Annotated in this window: 18 protein-coding genes and 1 pseudogene; 14 read left to right on the top strand and 5 right to left on the bottom strand. The window is 62.6% G+C overall.

Annotated features, from left to right (window positions below; translation table 11 throughout):
* Nucleotides 1-215: 215 nt before the first annotated feature.
* Together RR51_RS22490 and RR51_RS22485 are read left to right on the top strand one after the other, a co-directional pair.
* Nucleotides 216-2,345, top strand: a complete 2,130-nt coding sequence (locus RR51_RS22490) for an autotransporter outer membrane beta-barrel domain-containing protein (RefSeq protein WP_236693296.1) — start codon at nt 216-218, stop codon at nt 2,343-2,345.
* Entirely contained in the window at nt 2,342-3,907 is a 1,566-nt protein-coding gene (locus RR51_RS22485) for a hypothetical protein (protein ID WP_236693294.1), read from the top strand. The genes RR51_RS22490 and RR51_RS22485 overlap by 4 nt, the downstream gene beginning before the upstream one ends.
* A 5-nt stretch (nt 3,908-3,912) precedes the next feature.
* Here RR51_RS22485 and RR51_RS22480 read toward each other — a convergent pair whose 3' ends face one another.
* From RR51_RS22480 to RR51_RS22470, 3 genes are all read right to left on the bottom strand, one after another.
* Nucleotides 3,913-4,659 (bottom strand): fimbrial biogenesis chaperone, encoded by a 747-nt coding sequence (locus RR51_RS22480; RefSeq protein WP_082044746.1) that lies wholly within the window; start codon nt 4,657-4,659, stop codon nt 3,913-3,915.
* 63 nt (nt 4,660-4,722) lie between these two features.
* Nucleotides 4,723-5,265 carry a fimbrial protein gene (locus RR51_RS22475; protein ID WP_039614730.1) on the bottom strand — a complete coding sequence of 181 codons (543 nt, stop codon included), beginning with the start codon at nt 5,263-5,265 and terminating at the stop codon, nt 4,723-4,725.
* A gap of 163 nt (nt 5,266-5,428) precedes the next feature.
* The gene (locus RR51_RS22470; protein ID WP_039614729.1) at nt 5,429-5,842 is read right to left on the bottom strand and encodes a PA2817 family protein; all 414 of its coding nucleotides are present in this window, start codon (nt 5,840-5,842) and stop codon (nt 5,429-5,431) included.
* A 272-nt stretch (nt 5,843-6,114) separates the two neighbouring features.
* Between RR51_RS22470 and RR51_RS22465 the strand changes: the two genes are divergently transcribed.
* Entirely contained in the window at nt 6,115-6,549 is a 435-nt protein-coding gene (locus RR51_RS22465; protein WP_039614728.1) for a hypothetical protein, read from the top strand.
* A gap of 134 nt (nt 6,550-6,683) precedes the next feature.
* Here the strand turns inward: RR51_RS22465 and RR51_RS22460 are convergent, their stop codons facing one another.
* A complete protein-coding gene (locus tag RR51_RS22460) occupies nt 6,684-9,131 on the bottom strand; it encodes an acyl-CoA dehydrogenase (protein ID WP_039614727.1) in 2,448 nt (815 codons plus the stop codon).
* Between the two features lie 283 nt (nt 9,132-9,414).
* Between RR51_RS22460 and RR51_RS22455 the strand changes: the two genes are divergently transcribed.
* The 3 genes from RR51_RS22455 (at nt 9,415) to RR51_RS22445 (ending at nt 11,891) form a co-directional block, all read left to right on the top strand.
* Nucleotides 9,415-10,038 carry a glutathione S-transferase gene (locus tag RR51_RS22455; RefSeq protein ID WP_039614726.1) on the top strand — a complete coding sequence of 208 codons (624 nt, stop codon included), beginning with the start codon at nt 9,415-9,417 and terminating at the stop codon, nt 10,036-10,038.
* 144 nt (nt 10,039-10,182) lie between these two features.
* A complete protein-coding gene (locus RR51_RS22450; RefSeq protein ID WP_013971560.1) occupies nt 10,183-11,115 on the top strand; it encodes an ABC transporter ATP-binding protein in 933 nt (310 codons plus the stop codon).
* A complete protein-coding gene (locus RR51_RS22445; protein ID WP_003260104.1) occupies nt 11,112-11,891 on the top strand; it encodes an ABC transporter permease in 780 nt (259 codons plus the stop codon). Before RR51_RS22450 ends, RR51_RS22445 begins: the two co-directional genes overlap by 4 nt.
* Nucleotides 11,892-11,900: 9 nt before the next feature.
* On the opposite strand, the pseudogene RR51_RS29635 reads toward RR51_RS22445, so the two are convergent.
* A pseudogene (locus RR51_RS29635) lies at nt 11,901-12,407 on the bottom strand (DUF2062 domain-containing protein); the annotation flags it as partial.
* 142 nt (nt 12,408-12,549) lie between these two features.
* Here RR51_RS29635 and RR51_RS22440 point away from each other — a divergent pair.
* The 8 genes from RR51_RS22440 (at nt 12,550) to murB (ending at nt 19,521) form a co-directional block, all read left to right on the top strand.
* Nucleotides 12,550-14,763 carry a DNA internalization-related competence protein ComEC/Rec2 gene (locus RR51_RS22440; protein WP_039614741.1) on the top strand — a complete coding sequence of 738 codons (2,214 nt, stop codon included), beginning with the start codon at nt 12,550-12,552 and terminating at the stop codon, nt 14,761-14,763.
* Between the two features lie 218 nt (nt 14,764-14,981).
* Nucleotides 14,982-15,617, top strand: a complete 636-nt coding sequence (locus RR51_RS22435) for a MotA/TolQ/ExbB proton channel family protein (protein ID WP_003259970.1) — start codon at nt 14,982-14,984, stop codon at nt 15,615-15,617.
* On the top strand, nt 15,614-16,048 hold the full coding sequence (locus RR51_RS22430) for an ExbD/TolR family protein (protein WP_013971564.1): 435 nt from the start codon (nt 15,614-15,616) through the stop codon (nt 16,046-16,048). The genes RR51_RS22435 and RR51_RS22430 overlap by 4 nt, the downstream gene beginning before the upstream one ends.
* Nucleotides 16,048-17,049, top strand: coding sequence for a tetraacyldisaccharide 4'-kinase (gene lpxK, locus RR51_RS22425; protein ID WP_039614725.1), 1,002 nt, complete (start codon nt 16,048-16,050; stop codon nt 17,047-17,049). The genes RR51_RS22430 and lpxK overlap by 1 nt, the downstream gene beginning before the upstream one ends.
* 45 nt (nt 17,050-17,094) lie before the next feature.
* Nucleotides 17,095-17,280 (top strand): Trm112 family protein, encoded by a 186-nt coding sequence (locus RR51_RS22420; RefSeq protein ID WP_011532874.1) that lies wholly within the window; start codon nt 17,095-17,097, stop codon nt 17,278-17,280.
* Nucleotides 17,277-18,041, top strand: a complete 765-nt coding sequence (kdsB, locus tag RR51_RS22415; protein ID WP_039614724.1) for a 3-deoxy-manno-octulosonate cytidylyltransferase — start codon at nt 17,277-17,279, stop codon at nt 18,039-18,041. Before RR51_RS22420 ends, kdsB begins: the two co-directional genes overlap by 4 nt.
* A complete protein-coding gene (locus tag RR51_RS22410; protein WP_003259973.1) occupies nt 18,041-18,505 on the top strand; it encodes a low molecular weight protein-tyrosine-phosphatase in 465 nt (154 codons plus the stop codon). The genes kdsB and RR51_RS22410 overlap by 1 nt, the downstream gene beginning before the upstream one ends.
* On the top strand, nt 18,502-19,521 hold the full coding sequence (gene murB, locus RR51_RS22405; protein WP_039614723.1) for a UDP-N-acetylmuramate dehydrogenase: 1,020 nt from the start codon (nt 18,502-18,504) through the stop codon (nt 19,519-19,521). Before RR51_RS22410 ends, murB begins: the two co-directional genes overlap by 4 nt.
* Nucleotides 19,522-19,552: the final 31 nt, after the last annotated feature.

Genomic DNA, 19,552 nt, shown 5'->3' with positions numbered 1-19,552 from the left:
GAAATATGGCGGTGCCTAACCAACTTGGCATCGGCGTTGGTTTCATTTGTAGCTTAGGATTTTTCCTACAGAGATTTGGGAATTTCCCTTGTAGCCTTGTCGGTGATCGCTTTCCTTTGGCAACGATGATCCGACATGAACGAGGTTTGAAGTTAATGAATAGAGGCCGGAAACTGTCTTTGAGCCCTTTAGTGCAAGCGCTCTGCATGGCGCCTATGATGCTTTTGGTCACCCCTGGCGTATCGGCGGTGACCACCGTCGAGGGTACGCTTGATATAGACAGTACTACCCCGCTCGACAACTATCGGCTGAACCCCAACGCCAGGCTCAACGCGGTGGGCGCTTCAATGAATGATGTTGCTGTCGGTACTGGTGCGCACCTGAACATGCAAGCCAGCACGATCGAGGCCCAACGGGCGGATGGTGTCGATCTGGTAGCGGGCGCCTCCGCCAGCATCGCCGGCAACTCTCGGGTGGTCAGTGACCGCTTTGGCTTACGCTTGCAGCATGATGGCAGCACAGGTGCTTCGGCCTTGGTCTCCGACAGCCATGTCGAGGGTGGCAGGGCCGGGGCTCTGGTGTCCGCCGCATCACGTCTGGTGCTGCAGGGCAGCACGCTGGTTGGCAACGGCACGGCACCGGCAGCCCAGTTGTTTGGCAACGCCGAGCTTTCGGCACAGGGCAGCTCGGTGGTGGGCGCCACTGACGGCTTGCTGGTACTTGCCGACCCCACGTTCTCGGGGGCCGCCAGGATCACTTTGGTTGGCTCGCGGGTCGAGGGCCAGGATGGTTCGGCGATTGTCGTGGGGCACTCCCTGATCGGCCCGACCAAGGCGGACATCGTCGTTGCCAGTGGTTCGAGCCTGGTGGCGAGCAACGGTAACCTGCTTGAAGTGGTGGGAGGGTCCGAGGCCACCATGACTGTGGACAATAGCCACCTGGTAGGGGATGTACGGGTCGAGGCAGGTTCCAGTGCGGCCCTGATCCTGGAAAATCAGGCCAGCCTGACCGGGCACCTGGAGAACGTGGCTGGTTTGACTTTGAACAACCAGGCGCGCTGGAACATGGTACAGAGCAGCCAGGTTGGCAGCCTGGCCATGAATGGTGGCGTGGTCCGTTTCGGTGAGCCAGGGCAGTACCAGCGCTTGACGCTGGGTACGCTGGCCGGTAGCGGTACCTTCATCATGGATGCTGACTTCACAACCGGTGCGACAGACTTCCTTGAGGTAGGCAACGCTACCGGTAGCCATAGCCTGCTGGTGGGTAGCAGTGGTGCGGACCCCGTGAGTGAAAACGCCCTTCACCTGGTGCATGCGGCAGCAGGTGATGCCAGCTTCTCTCTGGTTAATGGCCCGGTGGATCTCGGTGCATTTTCCTACGAGTTGGTACAGCGTGGTAACGATTGGTTCCTCGATGGTACGCGTAAAGTGATCAGCCCTGGCACTGCATCGGTGCTGGCGCTGTTCAATACCGCGCCCACCGTTTGGTACGGTGAATTGACCACCTTGCGCAGCCGTATGGGCGAATTACGCCTGGATGAGCGCAAGGCAGGGGGATGGGCGAGGGCTTATGGCAACAAGTACCAGGTTTCGGACAGTGCGGGCAGCCCCTACAGCCAGGTGCAGCGTGGGTTCTCGATCGGGGCCGATGCGCCACTTCCATTTGGTGACGGCCAGTGGCTGGCCGGTGTAATGGCGGGCCACAGCTCATCTGACCTGGACCTGATTCGCGGCAGCTCCGCTGAGGTCAAGAGCTATTATCTGGGGCTTTACGCCACCTGGCTAGATGCACAAAGTGGCTACTACTTCGATGGTGTGATGAAGGCCAACCGTTTCGATAACAGTGCCGAGGTTGCTCTCAGTGATGGCCAGCGCAGCAAAGGTGACTATGACAACCTGGGCCTGGGCATGTCCGCAGAATTCGGGCGCAACATCGACCTGGGGCAGGGTTACTTTGTCGAGCCCTACACCCAATGGGCCATGGTCACGATCCAGGGTAAGGATTATCACCTGGACAATGGCCTGAAGGCTCAGGGGGACGATACCCGTTCGCTGCTTGGAAAGGCCGGGGCAACCGTGGGGCGTACCGTGCAGCTTGGCAAAGGGCGGCAGGTGCAGCCCTACGTACGTCTTGCCTACGCCCACGAATTCGTCGGCAGCAATGAGGTCAAGGTCAACGACAATCGGTTCGATAACGATCTGTCGGGCTCGCGCGCCGAATTTGGCATGGGTGTCGCCATCAGTTTGAACGAGCGCATGCAACTGCATGCCGATTTCGATTACGCCAACGGAGAAAAGATCGAGCAGCCGTGGGGGGCTAATGTCGGGTTCCGGTACAGCTGGTGATCACTAAGGAGAAGGAAGGCCTCGGCCTTCCTTTTTTGTGGGTCGGATTCAAAGAGGATGGTGATATGTACATCAAACCCGCGGGCTTTCTGTTCTGGCTGCAAAAGAAGTTAGCGAGCCTGTTTCGCAAGCGCCTGCTCGACCCTCCTTCTGCGCCGGCGGCGCTCGCGAACATCCCTGATGGCGAGCTGAATTTGTTGCCGGTTGCGGCCCTTGGCCGGCCGTTGAGGATCGAAGTGCCCATGTGGGAAGAGTCCAACCCGATGCCTGGTCTTCCAGAGGTATTGACGCTGTACTGGAACGGAGTGGCGGTTGGTGAACCAAAGCGTTGGGAGGATAAGATTCCCGAGGACGATCTTTTCGTGGAAGCCCCTGTAGCAGTGCTGCTGCACGGCACCCAGGAAGTCACTTATGAAGTGTATGGGTTCAATGGTGTTGTCACACACTCCAGTCCGCTGACCCTTACGATTGACACCGTTCCCCCGGTACTTGGCGGCGATGAGGGGCTTTTGCTGTTTGATGAGGAAGTCGGACGCGAGGGGGTGACGGCACGCTACCTGGAAAAGCATGAAGATCGCGTACTTGCTGAGCTACCTGTTTACCAGAAGGCTGCGGTAGGCGATGTAATTATCTACTACTGGGACGATCGCCCCTTTGCCAATGACAAGCTTGGCGAATATACGATTACCAGGCAGGACACTTCTCAGCCGATTTTCCTGCCGATCGAAGGCGACGATATCAGATCGCGAGGCGATGGTGAGCGCTATGTCCACTATCAGATACGTGACCGCGCGGGCAATCTCAGCGCCCGGTCCAGGCCTGTGCCGTTGCAGATAGCTGCCGCTCCAATCCCCCGGACCTTGCCTTGGCTTGAAATACCCCAGGCAACAGGCTCTGGAGAAGCGTTGTCGTTGCAGTTGAATGACTACCGGCCTCCGATGGTGGTCATCGTTCCCGAAAAGGCCGTGATTTATCCGGAGGAGCGGGTGACCGTCATTTGGGGAGAGCCAGGTGATGCGGGTTATTTCACAACATCCGAAGTGTTGCCGGGTACAGATAAACGGTTCCTGATTCCTGAGAAGAATTTGCTGGCCTACAGTAACCAGGTGCTCAAGGTTTCATACAAGGTTGATGACGGCATTGATGAGTTTCCCTCCACCCCGCGTAACCTCGAAGTCACGGCTCTCACAGAAAAACTGCCTATTATCGAACTGATAGGTGCCACCAGCAATGGCTTCAGTCTGGCAAGTGCACCGGCCAGGGTGCCCGTACAGCTGGCTCCGTGGCGATTGATTGCGGTTGGGCAGCGCATCAGTATCTGGGTGACGGGGGTATTGCAGAGCGGTGCCGAGGCTGGACCGCATCATGTCCTGACCGCGCATACCATTAACGAAATGCAGGTGCGTCAGGGCGTTGGGGCAAACCAGGACGTCACCGTGGCGAAGACGTTTCTCGCCACCCTCAAACGTGACGAGCAGTTCACCCTGCACGTGCAGGTGAGTTTCGATGACGGGGCGCATTGGGTCGACTTCCCGAAATACCACCCTATGCTGAAGGCCTGACAGGGTCATGAGCGCCTTGCCGGGCTGGACATGGCTGGCGTTATGGCGCCGTAGTCATTGATGGTGGTGAAATCGACCTTCAGGTTGCCCTGGGCTGGCAGTGTTTTCAGCGGATAGGTTTGCCTGCCCAACGGGATGGCCATTTTCCTGGCATCGATTTTTTCGCTGCCCTTGGGGCTGATGAAGGTCAGCTGGTTGAAGGTGAAGTAGTAGGGAGAAGGGTTGTCCACCACCAGGTGCGGCTTGCCGTTTATGGATTGCACGGACCAAGTGAGGTTTTTTAGATGATCCTGTGGGCGACCCTTTAGCTGGCTGGGGCGGAAGAAAACCTTGATGCGCGTGCGCAGGGCGATGTTCAGCACATTGCCAGGTTTATCGTTGGCTTGCGGGATTTCCTGCAGGTTGAAGAAGAACAGTGACTCGCGATCTTTTGGCAAGTCATTGGGCAGGCGGTTGAGCTGCACGGTCTGCTCGCTGCCCGGGTCGATGCGGAATAGTGCTGGCGAGGCAATCAAGGGTACCGCAGTGGTGCTGTCATCGGCTTCGGTATTGATCCAGGCTTGTGCGGCATAGGCCCGGTTGCTTGGGTTGGCCACGACGATGCTGGTGCTTTGTCGGTCACTGGGTTGGATGATACGGGTGGAGCTGATGGTCAGGGCGGCATTGGCGCTGAAGGGGGCGAGCAGGAGCATGCAGATGGCCAGGGCATAGGCCGAGGTCAGGTTGAACTTGCTTGAAGTCGGATGGCGCATGGGGAGTCTCTACAGGGATCGTTGCGTGCGCCCCAGGCCCTGATCGGGCCTGGGGGCTTGTTGCTACTTGAGCGCGAACGTGTATTCGACCAGGACGTTTGCGTGGCCAGGCTCTACGGTGTTGGCGGTGGACTCGTAGTGTGCAAAGAAGTCCATCTCCGAGGGCAGGGTATCGTCGAGCGGATACGAGATGGATTCCTTATTGGGCTCCACGTAGTTTTGTGCTCTATCCAGGATGGCAAGCGCTATTCCTTTCGCGGCATCCGGGTCGATTATGTCAAGGCCATATAGCTTTGTGCCTGCTGTATCGTAAACGGGCTTGTACGTGACATAGCCATCTTGACCGCCGATCACACAGCCGGCGCCTGGCGTGACCTTCAAGGCGAAACGAATCAGTCTGGACTTGCTACCTGTGGTTGGGAAGTCCTCCGCTCGCAGACTACCCATTTCAAGCCTGGGGATGCTGGTTCCGGTTCCTGGGATGACCAGGTCGATAGGGCAGGTACCACCGGGTTTGATCGAGCCGGCGAAGGTGATCGTGCCTGTATCTGCAAATGCTGTGCTGCTTGCCAGGCCAAAGGCGATGGCCAGAAGGGTTTTTTTCATTTTCTGATCCTGGGGGGCGAAAAAACGGGCCGAACAGACAAAAACTGTTCGGCGGGCAGGATAGAAAGGCGGGCGGGGTGAAACTGTAGGCGAAGTCTACCTTTGGTGGGGTAATTGGAGACATTGCAAGGCACGCTCGCAAGCGTGCGGTGTGCTGTGCATATCAGTGCTGGGTATTGTCGCCTTGAGCTTGGCTCATCAGACGCTTCTGCTGGTGCCAGTCGAACGCTTCGCCGCTCTGCTCGGCTTCGTAACGGCGTTCTTCCAGTTGCTGGTACAGCTCCAGCTCTTCGTCGGGCATGTAGTGCAGGCAGTCCCCCCCGAAGAACCACAGCAGGTCGCGTGGCACCAGGTGGGCGATTTGCGGGTAGCGCTGGATCACCTGGCAGATCAGGTCCTGGCCCAGGTACTGGCTTTCCAGCGGGTCTTGCGGCAGCAGGGTCAGCAATTCGTCGAAACGTTCGAGAAACAGGGTGTGGCTTTCCTCCGGTACCTGCTCGGCTTCACCCAGAGCCACCAGAATGGTACGCAGGTGGTTCAGCAGTTGGAGGTGGTATTCCAGGTGGGGGTTGGCCATGGGGCGGTCCTCGGGGCGGTTGAAACGGGGGCGGAGTATACGCCGGTTAAGGGCGGGTTGGGGAAGGTGGTGGCTGCTCCGCCCCATTGCGCCTTGTGATTGCCCGCTGTGGCATGGTCGGCGAGCACCGTGTGCGAACCATGGACCTGTCAATTCTGCCAGGTGCGCACGCACGGGTGTTGATCTAGATTCAAGCCCACGCAGCGACACTGCACCGTTACTGGCGGTGATAGGTGTTCACTGCACTCAATCTTCCACACGAGGTGCGTATCATGGTAAAGGACAACACCCCGGCACAGAACGGTGCCATCATCTTCTGGCACGAGTCCAACGCCAGCCATGGCATGCCCCTGCCAGCAGAGGGCAGTGGCGAAAGGGCCAATAAGACGGTTGCTGCGTCTAACAGCCTTATTGCGATGAGCGACATCCCTTCCGCCACGACCATTACGTTGAAGTACAGAAAGGCCCCGGACGATTGGGTTGTGCACTCATCCATCACATTCCTGACCACTCACAGGCCTGCGTCGCTCGAAAGGACCGAATACAGCTATCTGCTGGGCACCTATTCAGTTGGCGACTTCGTCAGCGAAGGCCTGGGCCTGAAGGTGATTGCCAAAACGGGCTCAGCTCTCCCCCAGGCTGATATGAAAGCGGACCATCAAATGGATTGTGAAGTTCAGCTTTCCAAGTTCCCACCCAGTGCCTGAGAGGCTTTCACACAAATGCGCTGTGGCACGTGGTTGCCAAGGTGTGGGACATTGCCCGAGAGACGGGGCCGCTTTGCGCCCCGTCGAAACACGAGATCGCTTGTACTCCAAAATCGCGTCTGGCAATCAGCAGGTCAACGTACCTTGCCCTGCCCCGGTAGCAACTGCGTTTTGTCGAAGGCGTCCACACCGATGACCGTGAGGCGGGCTTGCTCGGTTTCACGCAACCGTTGCCCCTCGGTCGGCTGCAGTGCGCCATGCTCGACTGCCGCGTCGATCAGAGACTGCCCGGGTGCCGGCTGCACCTTGCCCTCCTTGATCGCCTCATGAAGCACCTTGTGCAGTGGCGCGGTTTCATCCAGCAAGTCGCAAGCCCGTTGCAGCGCTGCCACCGGGTCACCCTCGCCCTGCGGCCTGAAGCAGCCAGCAAGGAGCTCTTCCAGCGCCGGGTCGCCCTTGCTGCGGCCGATCAGCGCCGCCACCTCTGCATCCAGTTCATCGCTCGGCCCGGTGTGGCGACGGCCGAAGGGGAACACCAGCACGCGCAACGCACAGCCGACAAAGCGGTTGGGGAAGTTGTCGAGCAACCGGTCCAGGGCTGTTTCTGCCTGGCCCAGGCTTTCTTCCATCGCCCAGCGCAGCAAGGGTTGCATGTGTTCCGGTGAGCCCAGGTCGTGATATCGCTTGAGCGCAGCGCTGCCCAGGTACAAGTAACTCAGCACATCCCCCAGCCTTGCGCTCAGCCGTTCGCGGCGTTTCAGTGCGCCGCCAAGCAGCATCATTGACAGGTCAGCCAGCATGGCGAAGGCCGCTGCCTGGCGGTTGAGTGCACGGAAGTAGCCTTGGCTCAGGGCATCGCCGGGCACGGATTCCAGTCGCCCCAGCCCCAGGCTGAGTATCAGTGTGCTGGCCGCATTGCCGGCGGCGAACATGATGTGTTTCATCAGCAGGTCATCGAATTCCCTCAATGCCTGGTCACCGTCCTCGCGCCCGGCCAAAGCCATTTCCTTGAGCACAAACGGATGGCAGCGGATGGCGCCCTGGCCGAAGATCATCAGGTTGCGCGAAAGAATGTTGGCGCCTTCGACGGTGATGAAGATCGGCGCGCCTTGCCAGTTGCGCCCCAGGTAGTTGTTTGGCCCCATGATGATGGCCTTGCCGCCATGCACGTCCATGGCGTGCTGGATGCATTCGCGGCCGCGCTCGGTCAAATGGTACTTGAGGATCGCCGACAGCACCGAGGGCTTCTCGCCCAGGTCCACGGCCTTGGCGGTCAGCAACCGCGCGCTGTCCATCAGCCAGGCATTGCCGCCGATGCGTGCCAGCGACTCCTGGATGCCTTCGAATGCAGCCAGGGGGACATTGAACTGTTCGCGGATGTTGGCGTACTGGCCGGTGACCAGACTGGTGTATTTGGCTGCGCCAGTGCCCACGGCCGGCAGGGAGATGGAGCGGCCTACCGACAGGCAGTTCATCAGCATCATCCAGCCCTTGCCGAGCATGGCCTGGCCACCGATGAGGAAATCCAGCGGCACGAATACGTCCTTGCCGCTGTTGGGGCCGTTCATGAACGCGGCGCCCAGTGGCAGGTGGCGTTTGCCGATTTCGACGCCGGGCGTGTCGGTAGGGATCAGCGCCAGGCTGATACCCAGTTCTTCCTGTTCGCCGAGCAGATGGTCCGGGTCGTAGGCTTTGAAGGCCAGGCCCAGCAGGGTGGCGACGGGCCCGAGGGTGATGTAGCGCTTTTCCCAGTTCAGGCGCAGGCCGATGACCTCTTCGCCCTTCCATTGCCCCTTGCAGACCACGCCGGTGTCAGGCATGGCGCCTGCGTCGGAGCCGGCCAGCGGGCCGGTGAGGGCGAAGCAGGGTATTTCATCGCCACGCGCCAGGCGTGGCAGGTAGTGGTTGCGTTGTTCGTCAGTGCCGTAATGCAACAGCAGCTCGGCCGGGCCGAGCGAGTTGGGCACCATCACGGTAGAAGCCAGGTCGCCGCTGCGGGTGGCCAGTTTCATCGCCACCTGGGAGTGGGCGTAGGCTGAAAAGCCCTTGCCGCCATATTCCTTGGGGATGATCAGGGCGAAGAACCCATTCTGCTTGATATGTGCCCAGGCTTCGGCCGGCAGGTCCATGTCCTGGCCGATCTGCCAGTCGCTGACCATGGCGCACAGTTGTTCCGTCGGGCCGTCGATGAATGCCTGTTCTTCTTCGGTCAGCTGTGGAGCCGGGTAGGCGAGCAGGGTGCGCCAATCGGGACGGCCGCTGAACAGTTCGCCGTCCCACCACACGGTGCCGGCGTCGATCGCCTCGCGCTCGGTTTGCGACATCGGCGGCAGGGTGCGCTGGAACCACTTGAACACCGGACCGGTAAATACCTTGCGGCGCCATTCCGGCAGCGCCACCAGGGCGACTTTCAGGGCCAGCACTATCCAGATCAGGGTCAGCAGCCAGCCGGGAGCACTGCTGAAAATGCCCATCAGCAGTACATAAGCCGCCATGATGCCAAGAATCTGCAAGGGCGCCAGGCGCCGGTGCGTGAGGTACGCCGCGCCGATCACCAGCACTACCAACCACAACAGCAACATAATCGGTCCTCCTTGGAACCAGGGGGTAAGCCGTCCCAGTCAGCTTAGACGCATCGCTGAGAACGGCCGGGTCAGAACAGTGACAGGGTATGGCGGTGGGAGTTTCAGTCCGGTGTTTGTCTGTAGCGGCCTCTTCGCGGGTGAACCCGCTCCCACAGGTACTGCATCACCCTCAGGTCTGGCGCAGAACCCTGTAGGAGCGGGTTTACCCGCGAAGAGGCCGGTACAGGCGACGAAAGTCTGGAGTAGACTGCACCACCTCCGCATTCATAAGGACGTTGCCATGCTGAAGATCTGGGGTCGCAAGAATTCGAGCAATGTGCGCAAGGCGCTATGGATCGCCCACGAACTGGGCCTGGATTTCGAGTCGATCGACGCTGGCGGCGCCTTCGGCGTGGTCAACGAGCCGTACTACCGCGCGCGCAACCCCAACGGCCTGGTGCCGATGCTGGAAGACGGCGACCTGACCCTGTGGGAGTCCAACACCATCGTCCGCTACCTGTGCGCCGAGTACGGTGCGGAGCAGGGCTGGTACCAGGACGACCCGCGTCAGCGCGCCCTGGCGGACAAGTGGATGGACTGGACCACCTCGTCCTTCGCCACGCCGTTCCGCCCACTGTTCTGGGGCCTGTTGCGCACCCCGGAAGACCAGCGCGACTGGGTGGCGATCAACGCTGCGCACAAGCAATGCGCGCAGCTGCTGGCCATTGCCGACGAAGCCCTGGCCAAACAACCGTACCTTTCCGGTGACCAGATCGGCATGGGCGACATCCCACTGGGTAGCTTCGTCTATGCCTGGTTCGAAATGCCCATCGAGCGCCCGGCCATGCGTCACCTGGAGGCCTGGTACGAGCGCCTCAAGGCGCGCCCTGCATACCAGGCAGCGGTAATGACTGCGCTGACCTGATCGAACACCACGGCTACTTCGATAGTCATTATCAATACACATGACTGTACTTGTGCGGCCAGGCCAAGCACCATTGGCCGCACTCACTGCGCCAGTGCCTTTACCTGGCGTGTCCTGCACCTTTTTCTCGGTAAGTGACCCGCTATGAGTTCCGCCCTGTCCATCCGACAGCTGACCAAGACCTACGGCAACGGCTTCCAGGCCCTCAAGGGCATCGATCTGGATGTTGCCGAAGGCGATTTCTTCGCCTTGCTCGGCCCCAACGGCGCGGGCAAGTCCACCACCATCGGCATCCTCTCCACCCTGGTGAACAAGACCAGCGGCACGGTCAACGTGTTCGGCCACGACCTGGACCGCGAGCCGTCGGCGCTCAAACGCTGCCTGGGCGTGGTGCCGCAGGAGTTCAACTTCAACCAGTTCGAGAAAACCTTCGACATCGTCGTGACCCAGGCCGGTTACTACGGCATCCCGCCCAAGGTGGCCAAGGAGCGAGCCGAGCAGTACCTGACCCAGCTCGGCCTGTGGGACAAGCGTGACGTGCAGTCGCGTTCGCTGTCGGGGGGCATGAAGCGCCGCCTGATGATTGCCCGCGCGCTGATCCACGAGCCGCGCCTGCTGATTCTCGACGAGCCCACCGCCGGTGTGGACATCGAACTGCGCCGTTCGATGTGGAGCTTCCTCACCGAGCTGAACCAGAAGGGCATCACCATCATCCTCACCACCCACTACCTGGAAGAGGCCGAGCAGCTGTGCCGTAACATCGGCATCATCGACCACGGCACCATCGTCGAGAACACCAGCATGCGCCAGTTGCTGGGCAAGCTGCATGTCGAAACCTTCGTCCTCGACCTCAGGCAGGACCTGGCCACTGCACCGGTGCTGCAGGGCTACCCGTGCCGGTTGCTGACCCCGCACACCCTGGAAGTGCAGGTGGACAAGGACATCGGCATCACTGCGCTGTTCGGCCAGCTGGCGCTGCAGAACATCGAGGTGCAGAGCCTGCGCAACAAAACCAACCGACTCGAGGAGCTGTTCGTGTCCCTGGTGGAAAAAAACCTGTCGAAGGTGGCCGTATGAGTGTGGAACTGCGCACCAACTGGGTCGCCCTGAATACCATCGTCTACCGCGAGGTGCGGCGCTTCCTGCGTATCTGGCCGCAGACCCTGCTGCCGCCGGCGATCACCATGGTCCTGTACTTCGTCATCTTCGGTAACCTGATCGGCCGGCAGATCGGCGACATGGGTGGCTTCACCTACATGGAGTACATCGTGCCGGGGCTGATCATGATGTCGGTGATCACCAACTCCTACGGCAACGTGGTGTCGAGCTTCTTCGGCAGCAAGTTCCAGCGCTCCATCGAAGAGCTGATGGTGTCGCCGGTATCGCCACACACGATCCTCGTCGGTTACGTGCTGGGTGGCGTGCTGCGTGGCCTGGCGGTGGGCGTGATCGTGACTTTCCTGTCGCTGTTCTTCACCCACCTGCAGGTGCACCACCTGGGCGTGACCGTGGTCGTGGTGCTGCTGACCGCCACCATTTTCTCGCTGCTGGGCTTCGTCAATGCGGTGTTCGCGCGCAACTTCGACGACATCTCGATCATCCCGACCTTCGTGCTGACGCCGCTGACGTACCTGGGCGGGGTGTTCTATTCGATCAACCTGCTGCCGCCGTTCTGGCAGACCGTGTCGTTGGCCAACCCGGTGCTGCACATGGTCAACTCGTTCCGTTACGGCATTCTAGGGGTGTCGGATATCAGCATTGGTACGGCGATTACCTTCATGCTGGTCGCCACCGCGGTGCTCTACCTGGTGTGCGTTCGCCTGCTGGTCAGCGGCCGCGGCATGCGTGCCTGAAGCCTTGCACCGGCATTGGCGCAGACGCCACTGCCGGCCCACCCACCAGCGCCAGTAGAGCATGGTGGTGAAGTAGCCGAGGATGCCCAGCACCACACCGCACACCACCGAGCCGAGCAGGAAGGGTTGCCACAGCGTCGACAGCTGATCGGTGATCCACTGGAAAGTCAGTTCGTCGGGCAGGGTGCGCGGCGGTACCTGCATCAGCCAGGCGCCGGTCATGTAGGTGACGAAGAACACCGGTGGCATGGTCAGCGGGTTGGTCAGCCAAACCAGGCTGACCGCGATCGGCAGGTTGCCGCGCAGCGGAATGGCCAGCGCGGCGGCCAGCAGCATCTGCGCCGGCATCGGGATCAGCGCCGCGAACAGGCCAACACCCATGGCCCTCGCCACCGAATGGCGGTTCAGGTGCCAGAGGTTCGGGTCATGCAGCAACTTGCCGAAAAAGCGTAAGGACTTGTGTTCCCGAATACTGGTCGGGTCCGGCATGTAGCGTTTGAAAAGTCGGCGCGGCATGTAGGCTCCCGGAGCGTTGATCCGGGCAGTATGCCCTGATTCCCGCTCAGCCTCGTTTAGAGTTTGTGACAATTGTTGAGCAAGCGCTGCCGGCAATTGGGCTATGCCTCAGAAGGTGATTTCGCTTCTGGAGCTCTACTTCATGCGCACAGGGATGTTTGCGCTCGCGCTCGGGCTGTTGTGTCTGGGCTTTCTCCCCGCATTGCCATCGGTCGGATGGCTGGTGCTGCTGGCTGTAGCCGGTGGCCTCGGCCTGTTTACCCGGCTGTGGCCACTGGGCTGTTTTCTGTTGGGCCTGTGTTGGGCCTGCTGGTCTGCGCAGCAGGCGCTGGATGACCGCCTGGCAACCGGGCTGGATGGCCGCACCTTGTGGCTTGAGGGCCGGGTGGTCGGCCTGCCGACCCGGACTGCGCAGGGTGTGCGCTTCGAGCTGGACGCGGCCCGCTCGCGGCGGGCAGAGCTGCCGCAGCGCCTGCAACTGAGCTGGTTCGACGGCCCGCCGCTGCGCGCGGGCGAGCAGTGGCGGCTGGCGGTGACCTTGCAGCGCCCGGCCGGGCTGCTCAACCCGCATGGGCCGGACCGTGAGGCGCAATTGCTGGCGCGGCGGGTCGGTGCGACCGGTACGGTCAAGGCCGGGCAGTTGCTGGCGCCGGTTGTCGGCGGCTGGCGCGACACGCTGCGCCAGCGCCTGCTGGCAGTCGAAGCCAATGGCCGGCAGGCAGCGTTGGTGGCGCTGGTGCTTGGCGACGGGGCGGGCCTGGCCCGGGAGGACTGGCAAACGTTGCAGGCCACCGGCACGGTGCACCTGTTGGTGATCTCTGGCCAGCACATCGGCCTGGTTGCCGGCTTGCTGTATGGCCTGGTTGCCGGGCTGGCGCGTTGGGGGCTGTGGCCCGCTCGTCTGCCGTGGCTGCCCTGGGCGTGTGGCCTGGCCATGGCTGCGGCACTGGCCTACGGTTGGTTGGCTGGTGGCGGTGTACCGGTGCAGCGTGCCTGCCTGATGCTGGCCGTGGTGTTGCTCTGGCGCCTGCGTTTTCGCCAATTGGGTGCGACCTTGCCGTTGTTGCTGGCGCTGGTTGCCGTACTGTTGCTGGAACCGTTGGCCGCGCTGCTGCCCGGGTTCTGGCTGTCGTTCGCAGCCGTGGCCACGCTTGTCTATTGCTTCAGTGCCCGCCTGGGCAACTGGCGGCCCTGGCAGGCCTGGACGCGGGCGCAATGGGTGATTGCGATCGGCTTGCTGCCGGTACTGCTGGCTACGGGCTTGCCGGTGAGCTTGAGTGCGCCGCTGGCCAACCTTGTTGCGGTGCCGTGGGTCAGCTTGGCAGTGCTGCCATTGGCGTTGCTGGGCACTTTGCTGCTGCCGTTGGGCGGGGTAGGGGAGGCGCTGCTCTGGCTGGCGGGTGGTTTTCTTGATGTGCTTTTCCGGCTGCTGGCGCTGGCGGCGCAGCAGCCGGCGTGGCTGCCACCAGCCCTGCCGTTGTGGGCCTGGCTGCTGGTGTGCCTGGGTGCGCTGCTGGTTTTGATGCCCCGTGGCGTACCACTGCGCGGGTTGGGTGGCGTAATGCTGCTGGCGCTGTGGGTACCCCGGGAGACGGTGCCGTTCGGCCAGGTCGAGGTCTGGCAGCTGGACGTCGGCCAGGGGCTGGCGGTGCTGTTGCGCACTCGGCATCACAACCTGCTGTACGACGCCGGGCCGGTCAGGGGAGAGAGCGACCTGGGCGAGCGGGTGGTGTTGCCGACCTTGCGCAAGCTGGGGGTGGGCAGCCTGGACTTGATGCTGGTCAGCCACGCCCATGCCGACCACGCCGGTGGTGCTGGTGCAATCATACGTGGCCTGCCGGTCGAACGGGTGATCGGCGGCGAAGTGCTGGATGACATGCAACTGCAACCTTGTGTCAGTGGCGAGCAATGGACGTGGGATGGCGTGCGCTTTTCGCTGTGGCGCTGGGCTGATGGACAGAGCAGCAATGACCGCTCCTGTGCGTTGCTGGTCGAGGCGCAGGGTGAGCGGTTGTTTCTGGCGGGAGATATGGAAGCCGGTGCCGAACGGGCCTGGCTGGCGGCCACAGAAGCGCCGCGGATCGACTGGCTGCAGTCGCCGCACCATGGCAGCCGCAGTTCGTCCAGCGAGGCCTTCATCCGTGCCACGGCGCCGCGCGGGGTACTGATTTCGCGCGGGCGCAACAACAGCTTCGGGCACCCGCACTCGCAGGTGGTCGAACGTTATCGGCGGCATGGGGTGGTGATGCATGACACGGCGGAGCAGGGGGCGTTGCGGTTGGTGCTGGGGAGGCTGGGGGAGGTCGAGAGTGTGCGCCGACAGCGGCGTTTCTGGAGGGATGCGGGCGGTGGCTGAGCAGGCCCTTTCGCGGGTAAACCCGCTCCCACAGGTACTGCACTGAACCTGAGGATGGTACAAAACCTGTGGGAGCGGGTTCACCCGCGAAAGGGCCAGTTCAGCCACCCGACAACTCAAGGTTGAAACCGGGGTAGGCCAATTCCCTGACCTCCGGCAGATGAGCCCCCGGCGCGCCTATGGTAGAGTGGCGGCCTTTTTCCGAAGGGGCGTTTACTGTGTGGGAATTGGTCAAGTCCGGCGGTTGGATGATGCTGCCGATCATTCTGAGCTCCATCGCTGCCATGGCTATCGTCGTCGAGCGCCTGTGGACGCTGCGCGTCAGTCGCGTCACCCCGCCGCACCTGCTCGGTCAGGTGTGGATATGGATCAAGGACAAGCAACTGACCAGTGACAAGCTCAAGGCCCTGCGCGCCGATTCGCCACTGGGCGAAATCCTCGCCGCCGGCCTGGCCAACTCGCGCCATGGTCGCGAAATCATGAAGGAATGCATCGAGGAGGCCGCCTCGCGCGTCATCCACGAACTGGAACGCTACATCAGCACCCTCGGCACCATCGCCGCCATGGCCCCGCTGTTGGGCCTGCTGGGCACCGTGCTGGGCATGATCGACATCTTCAGCGCCTTCATGGGCTCGCAGATGACCGCCAACGCCGCAGTGCTGGCCGGCGGTATCTCCAAGGCCCTGGTCACCACCGCGGCCGGCCTGATGGTCGGTATCCCGGCGGTATTCTTCCACCGCTTTCTGCTGCGCCGTATCGATGAGTTGGTGGTGGGCATGGAGCAGGAAGCTATCAAGCTGGTGGAAGTGATCCAGGGCGACCGTGAAGTGGAAGTGGCCGGAGGCAAGGCGTGAAGTTCCGGCGCAATCGCCAGCGGGAAAACGTCGACATCAACCTGGCGTCGCTGATCGACGTGGTGTTCGTCCTGCTGCTGTTCTTCGTGGTCACCACCACCTTCACCCGCGAGACCCAGCTGCGCGTCGAGCTGCCTGAAGCCGCCAGCGCCGAGCCGGCGGCGCCCGACCAGGGCAAACTGGTGGAAATCACCATCAGCGCCGAAGGCGTGTACTCGGTGAACAACCACTTGCTGCCAAAGAGCGACCTGGCCACCCTGAGCGAAGCGATCGAGCGTGAGTCGGGCGGCGACAACAAGCTGCCGCTGGCCATCAGCGCCGACGGCAAGACCCCGCACCAGGCCGTGGTCACTGCGATGGATGCCGCCGGCAAGCTCGGTTTCAGCCAGTTGCGCATGACCACCGTCGAGGCGGCCCAGGGCACACCTTGATGGCCTTCGCCGACCGCCTGCTCGCCGCCTGGTACGCCGGGCACCCGGCCCTGGCGCTGCTGCGCCCGCTGGAGGCGCTGTATCGCCGCGTGGTCACGCGCAAGCGGGCGCGTTTTCTCAGTGGCGAAAGTGCCAGCTACCGGGCCCCGGTGCCGGTCATCGTGGTGGGTAACATTACCGTGGGTGGTACCGGCAAGACGCCGATGATCCTCTGGCTGATCGAGCACTGCCGCAAGCAGGGGTTGAAGGTGGGCGTGGTCAGCCGTGGCTATGGCGCCAAACCGCCGCAGCTACCCTGGCGGGTGCAGCCCGACCAGGCGGCCGGGCAGGCCGGCGACGAACCGCTGCTGATCGTGCAGCGCACCAGCGTGCCGCTGATGATCGACCCCGACCGATCCCGCGCCGTGCAGGCCCTGCTGGCCAGCGAACCCCTCGACCTGATCCTGTGTGACGACGGCATGCAGCACTACCGCCTGGCCCGTGACCTGGAGCTTGTGCTGATCGATGCCGCCCGCGGCCTGGGCAATGGGCGCTGCCTGCCGGCGGGGCCGTTGCGTGAGCCGGCCGAACGCCTGCACGAGGCTGACGCGGTGCTGTTCAACGGCGCCAGCGCAGACCGCGCCGATGGCTTCGGCTTCTGCCTGCAGCCATCCGCCCTGGTCAACCTGCGCAGCGGCGAGCGCCGCGCGCTTGACCATTTCCCTGCAGGCCAACGCCTGCACGCGGTGGCCGGTATCGGCAACCCGCAACGTTTCTTCAATACCCTGCTGGGGCTAAACTGGCAGCCGGTGCCGCATCCCTTTGCCGACCATGCGCAGTTCAGCGCCCAGAGCCTGGCCTTCAGCCCGCCGCTGCCGCTGGTCATGACCGAGAAGGATGCGGTGAAATGCCGGGCCTTCGCCGCTGACGACTGGTGGTACCTGGCCGTCGAGGCGCAGCCCACGCCGGCTTTCAGCGCCTGGTTCGACAACCAGTTGCAACGCTTGCTGCGCAAGCCCTGAGCCCCTTTTTCAATTCCCGGCCACCTGGCCTAAAGGAAGCCTCAAATGGACACCAAACTGCTCGATATCCTGGCCTGCCCGATCACCAAGGGCCCGCTCAAGCTCAGTGCCGACAAGACCGAGCTGATCAGCAAGGGTGCTGGCCTGGCCTACCCGATCCGCGACGGCATCCCGGTCATGCTGGAAAGCGAGGCACGCACCCTGACCGATGAAGAGCGTCTGGACAAATGAGCCTGGATTTCACCGTGGTGATCCCCGCCCGGCTGCGCTCCACGCGCCTGCCGGGCAAGCCATTGCTGTCGATCGCCGGCAAGCCGATGGTGCAGCATGTGTGGGAACAGGCCCGCAAGAGCGGCGCCAGCCGCGTGGTCATCGCCACCGACGACGCCAGCATCGTAGAGGCCTGCAAGGCCTTCGGCGCCGAAGTGCTGCTGACCCGTGCCGACCATGAGTCCGGCACCGACCGCCTGGCCGAAGTGGCCGTACACCTGGGGCTGCCGGCCGATGCCATCGTGGTCAATGTGCAGGGCGACGAGCCGCTGATCCCGCCGGTGATCATTGACCAGGTGGCAGCCAACCTGGCAGCGCATCCGGAAGCCGGTATCGCCACCCTGGCCGAACCGATCCATGAGCCGGAAACCGTGTTCAACCCCAACGCGGTCAAGGTAATCAGCGACAAGAACGGCCTGGCCCTGACCTTCAGCCGTGCACCGCTGCCCTGGGCCCGCGATGCGTTTGCCAAGGACCGCAACCTGTTGCCGGAAGGCGTGCCGTATCGCCGCCACATCGGCATGTACGCCTACCGCGTCGGCTTCCTGCAGGACTTCGTCAGTTGGGGCCCATGCTGGCTCGAGCAGACCGAAGCGCTGGAGCAGCTGCGTGCCCTGTGGCATGGCGTACGCATCCACGTCGAAGACGCCATCGAGGCGCCTGCCGTGGGCGTGGATACCCCTGAAGACCTGGAGCGCGTACGGCGCTTGCTGGAGGCCTGATGCGCGTCCTGTTCGTCTGCCTCGGCAATATCTGTCGCTCGCCCACCGCCGAAGGCGTGCTGCGCCATCAATTGCAGGCTGCCGGGCTTGCCGACCGGGTGCATGTGGCCTCGGCCGGCACCGGCGACTGGCACGTCGGCAAGGCGCCTGACAGCCGCACCTGCAAGGCAGCGCTGGCGCGTGGCTATGACCTTTCGCAGCAACGCGCTCAGCAGGTCAAGGCGGCGCACTTTGCCGAATATGACCTGATACTGGCCATGGACGAGAGCAACCTTGGCCATTTGCGTGCGATGCGCCCGCACACGGCAGTGGGGGAGCTCGACCTGTTCCTGCGCCGCTATGGCGCAGCGCTGGATGAAGTGCCAGACCCGTACTACGGTGGCGCCGACGGCTTCGAGCAGGTGCTCGACCTGGTTGAAGCGGCGTGCCAGGCACTGGTCCTGGAAATCAAGGGGCGGCTATGACAGTGCAGTGGCAGGAGCAGGTATCGCTCAAGCCGTACAACACCTTTGGCATCGACGTGAAGGCGCGGTATTTCACCCAGGCACATGATGACCAGGAGGTGCGCCTGGCGCTGACCCAGGCACAGCAAAGCGGCGTGCCGGTGCTGGTGATTGGCGGTGGCAGCAACTTGCTGCTGACCCGCGATATCGATGCGCTGGTGCTGCATATGGCCAGCCGTGGTCGGCGCGTGCTCAGCGACGATGGCGAACGTATCGCGGTCGAGGCCGAGGCCGGTGAGCCGTGGCACCCGTTCGTGCAGTGGACACTGGCGCAGGGCTATTGCGGGCTGGAGAACCTCAGCCTGATCCCCGGCACCGTGGGCGCCGCGCCGATGCAGAACGTGGGCGCCTATGGCGTGGAGATCAAGGACGTATTTGTCGGCTTGACCGCCCTGGACCGCGAGACCGGCGATTTGCGTGACTTCGGCCTGGCTGAATGTGCCTTCGGGTATCGCGACAGCCTGTTCAAGCGCAACCCTGGGCGTTGGTTGATCCTGCGTGTGCGCTTTGCCTTGAGCCGTACGCTGCAGGCCCACCTGGACTACGGCCCGGTGCGCCAGCGCCTGGCGGAACAGGGCGTGACCGAGCCGACCGCGCAGGCGATCAGCGAGGCGATCTGCAGCATTCGCCGCGAGAAGCTGCCAGACCCGGCAGAGCTGGGTAATGCCGGGAGCTTCTTCAAGAACCCGGTGGTCTCGGCGGAGCTGGTCGAGCGTATCCGTGCGCAGTACCCGGGAGTGGTGGCTTATCCCCAGGCCGATGGCCAAGTGAAGCTGGCGGCAGGCTGGTTGATCGAGCAGGCTGGCTGGAAGGGCCACCGCGAGGGGGATGCGGGGGTGCATCGTTTGCAGTCGCTGGTGCTGGTCAACTACGGCCAGGCGAGCGGGGCGCAGATGCATGCACTGGCGCGGCAGATTCAGGCCGATATCTTCGAGCGGTTCGGGGTCGAACTGGAGATGGAGCCTAACCTCTACTGATTCAGTGTCTGGGCTGGCCCTTTCGCGGCTG

It is taken from the genome of Pseudomonas sp. C5pp (assembly GCF_000814065.1).
In the GTDB taxonomy this organism is placed as follows: Bacteria; Pseudomonadota; Gammaproteobacteria; order Pseudomonadales; family Pseudomonadaceae; genus Aquipseudomonas; species Aquipseudomonas asiatica.
The sequence above is the reverse complement of the archived record's forward strand: the minus strand, read 5'-3'. Positions and strand labels throughout refer to the sequence as shown.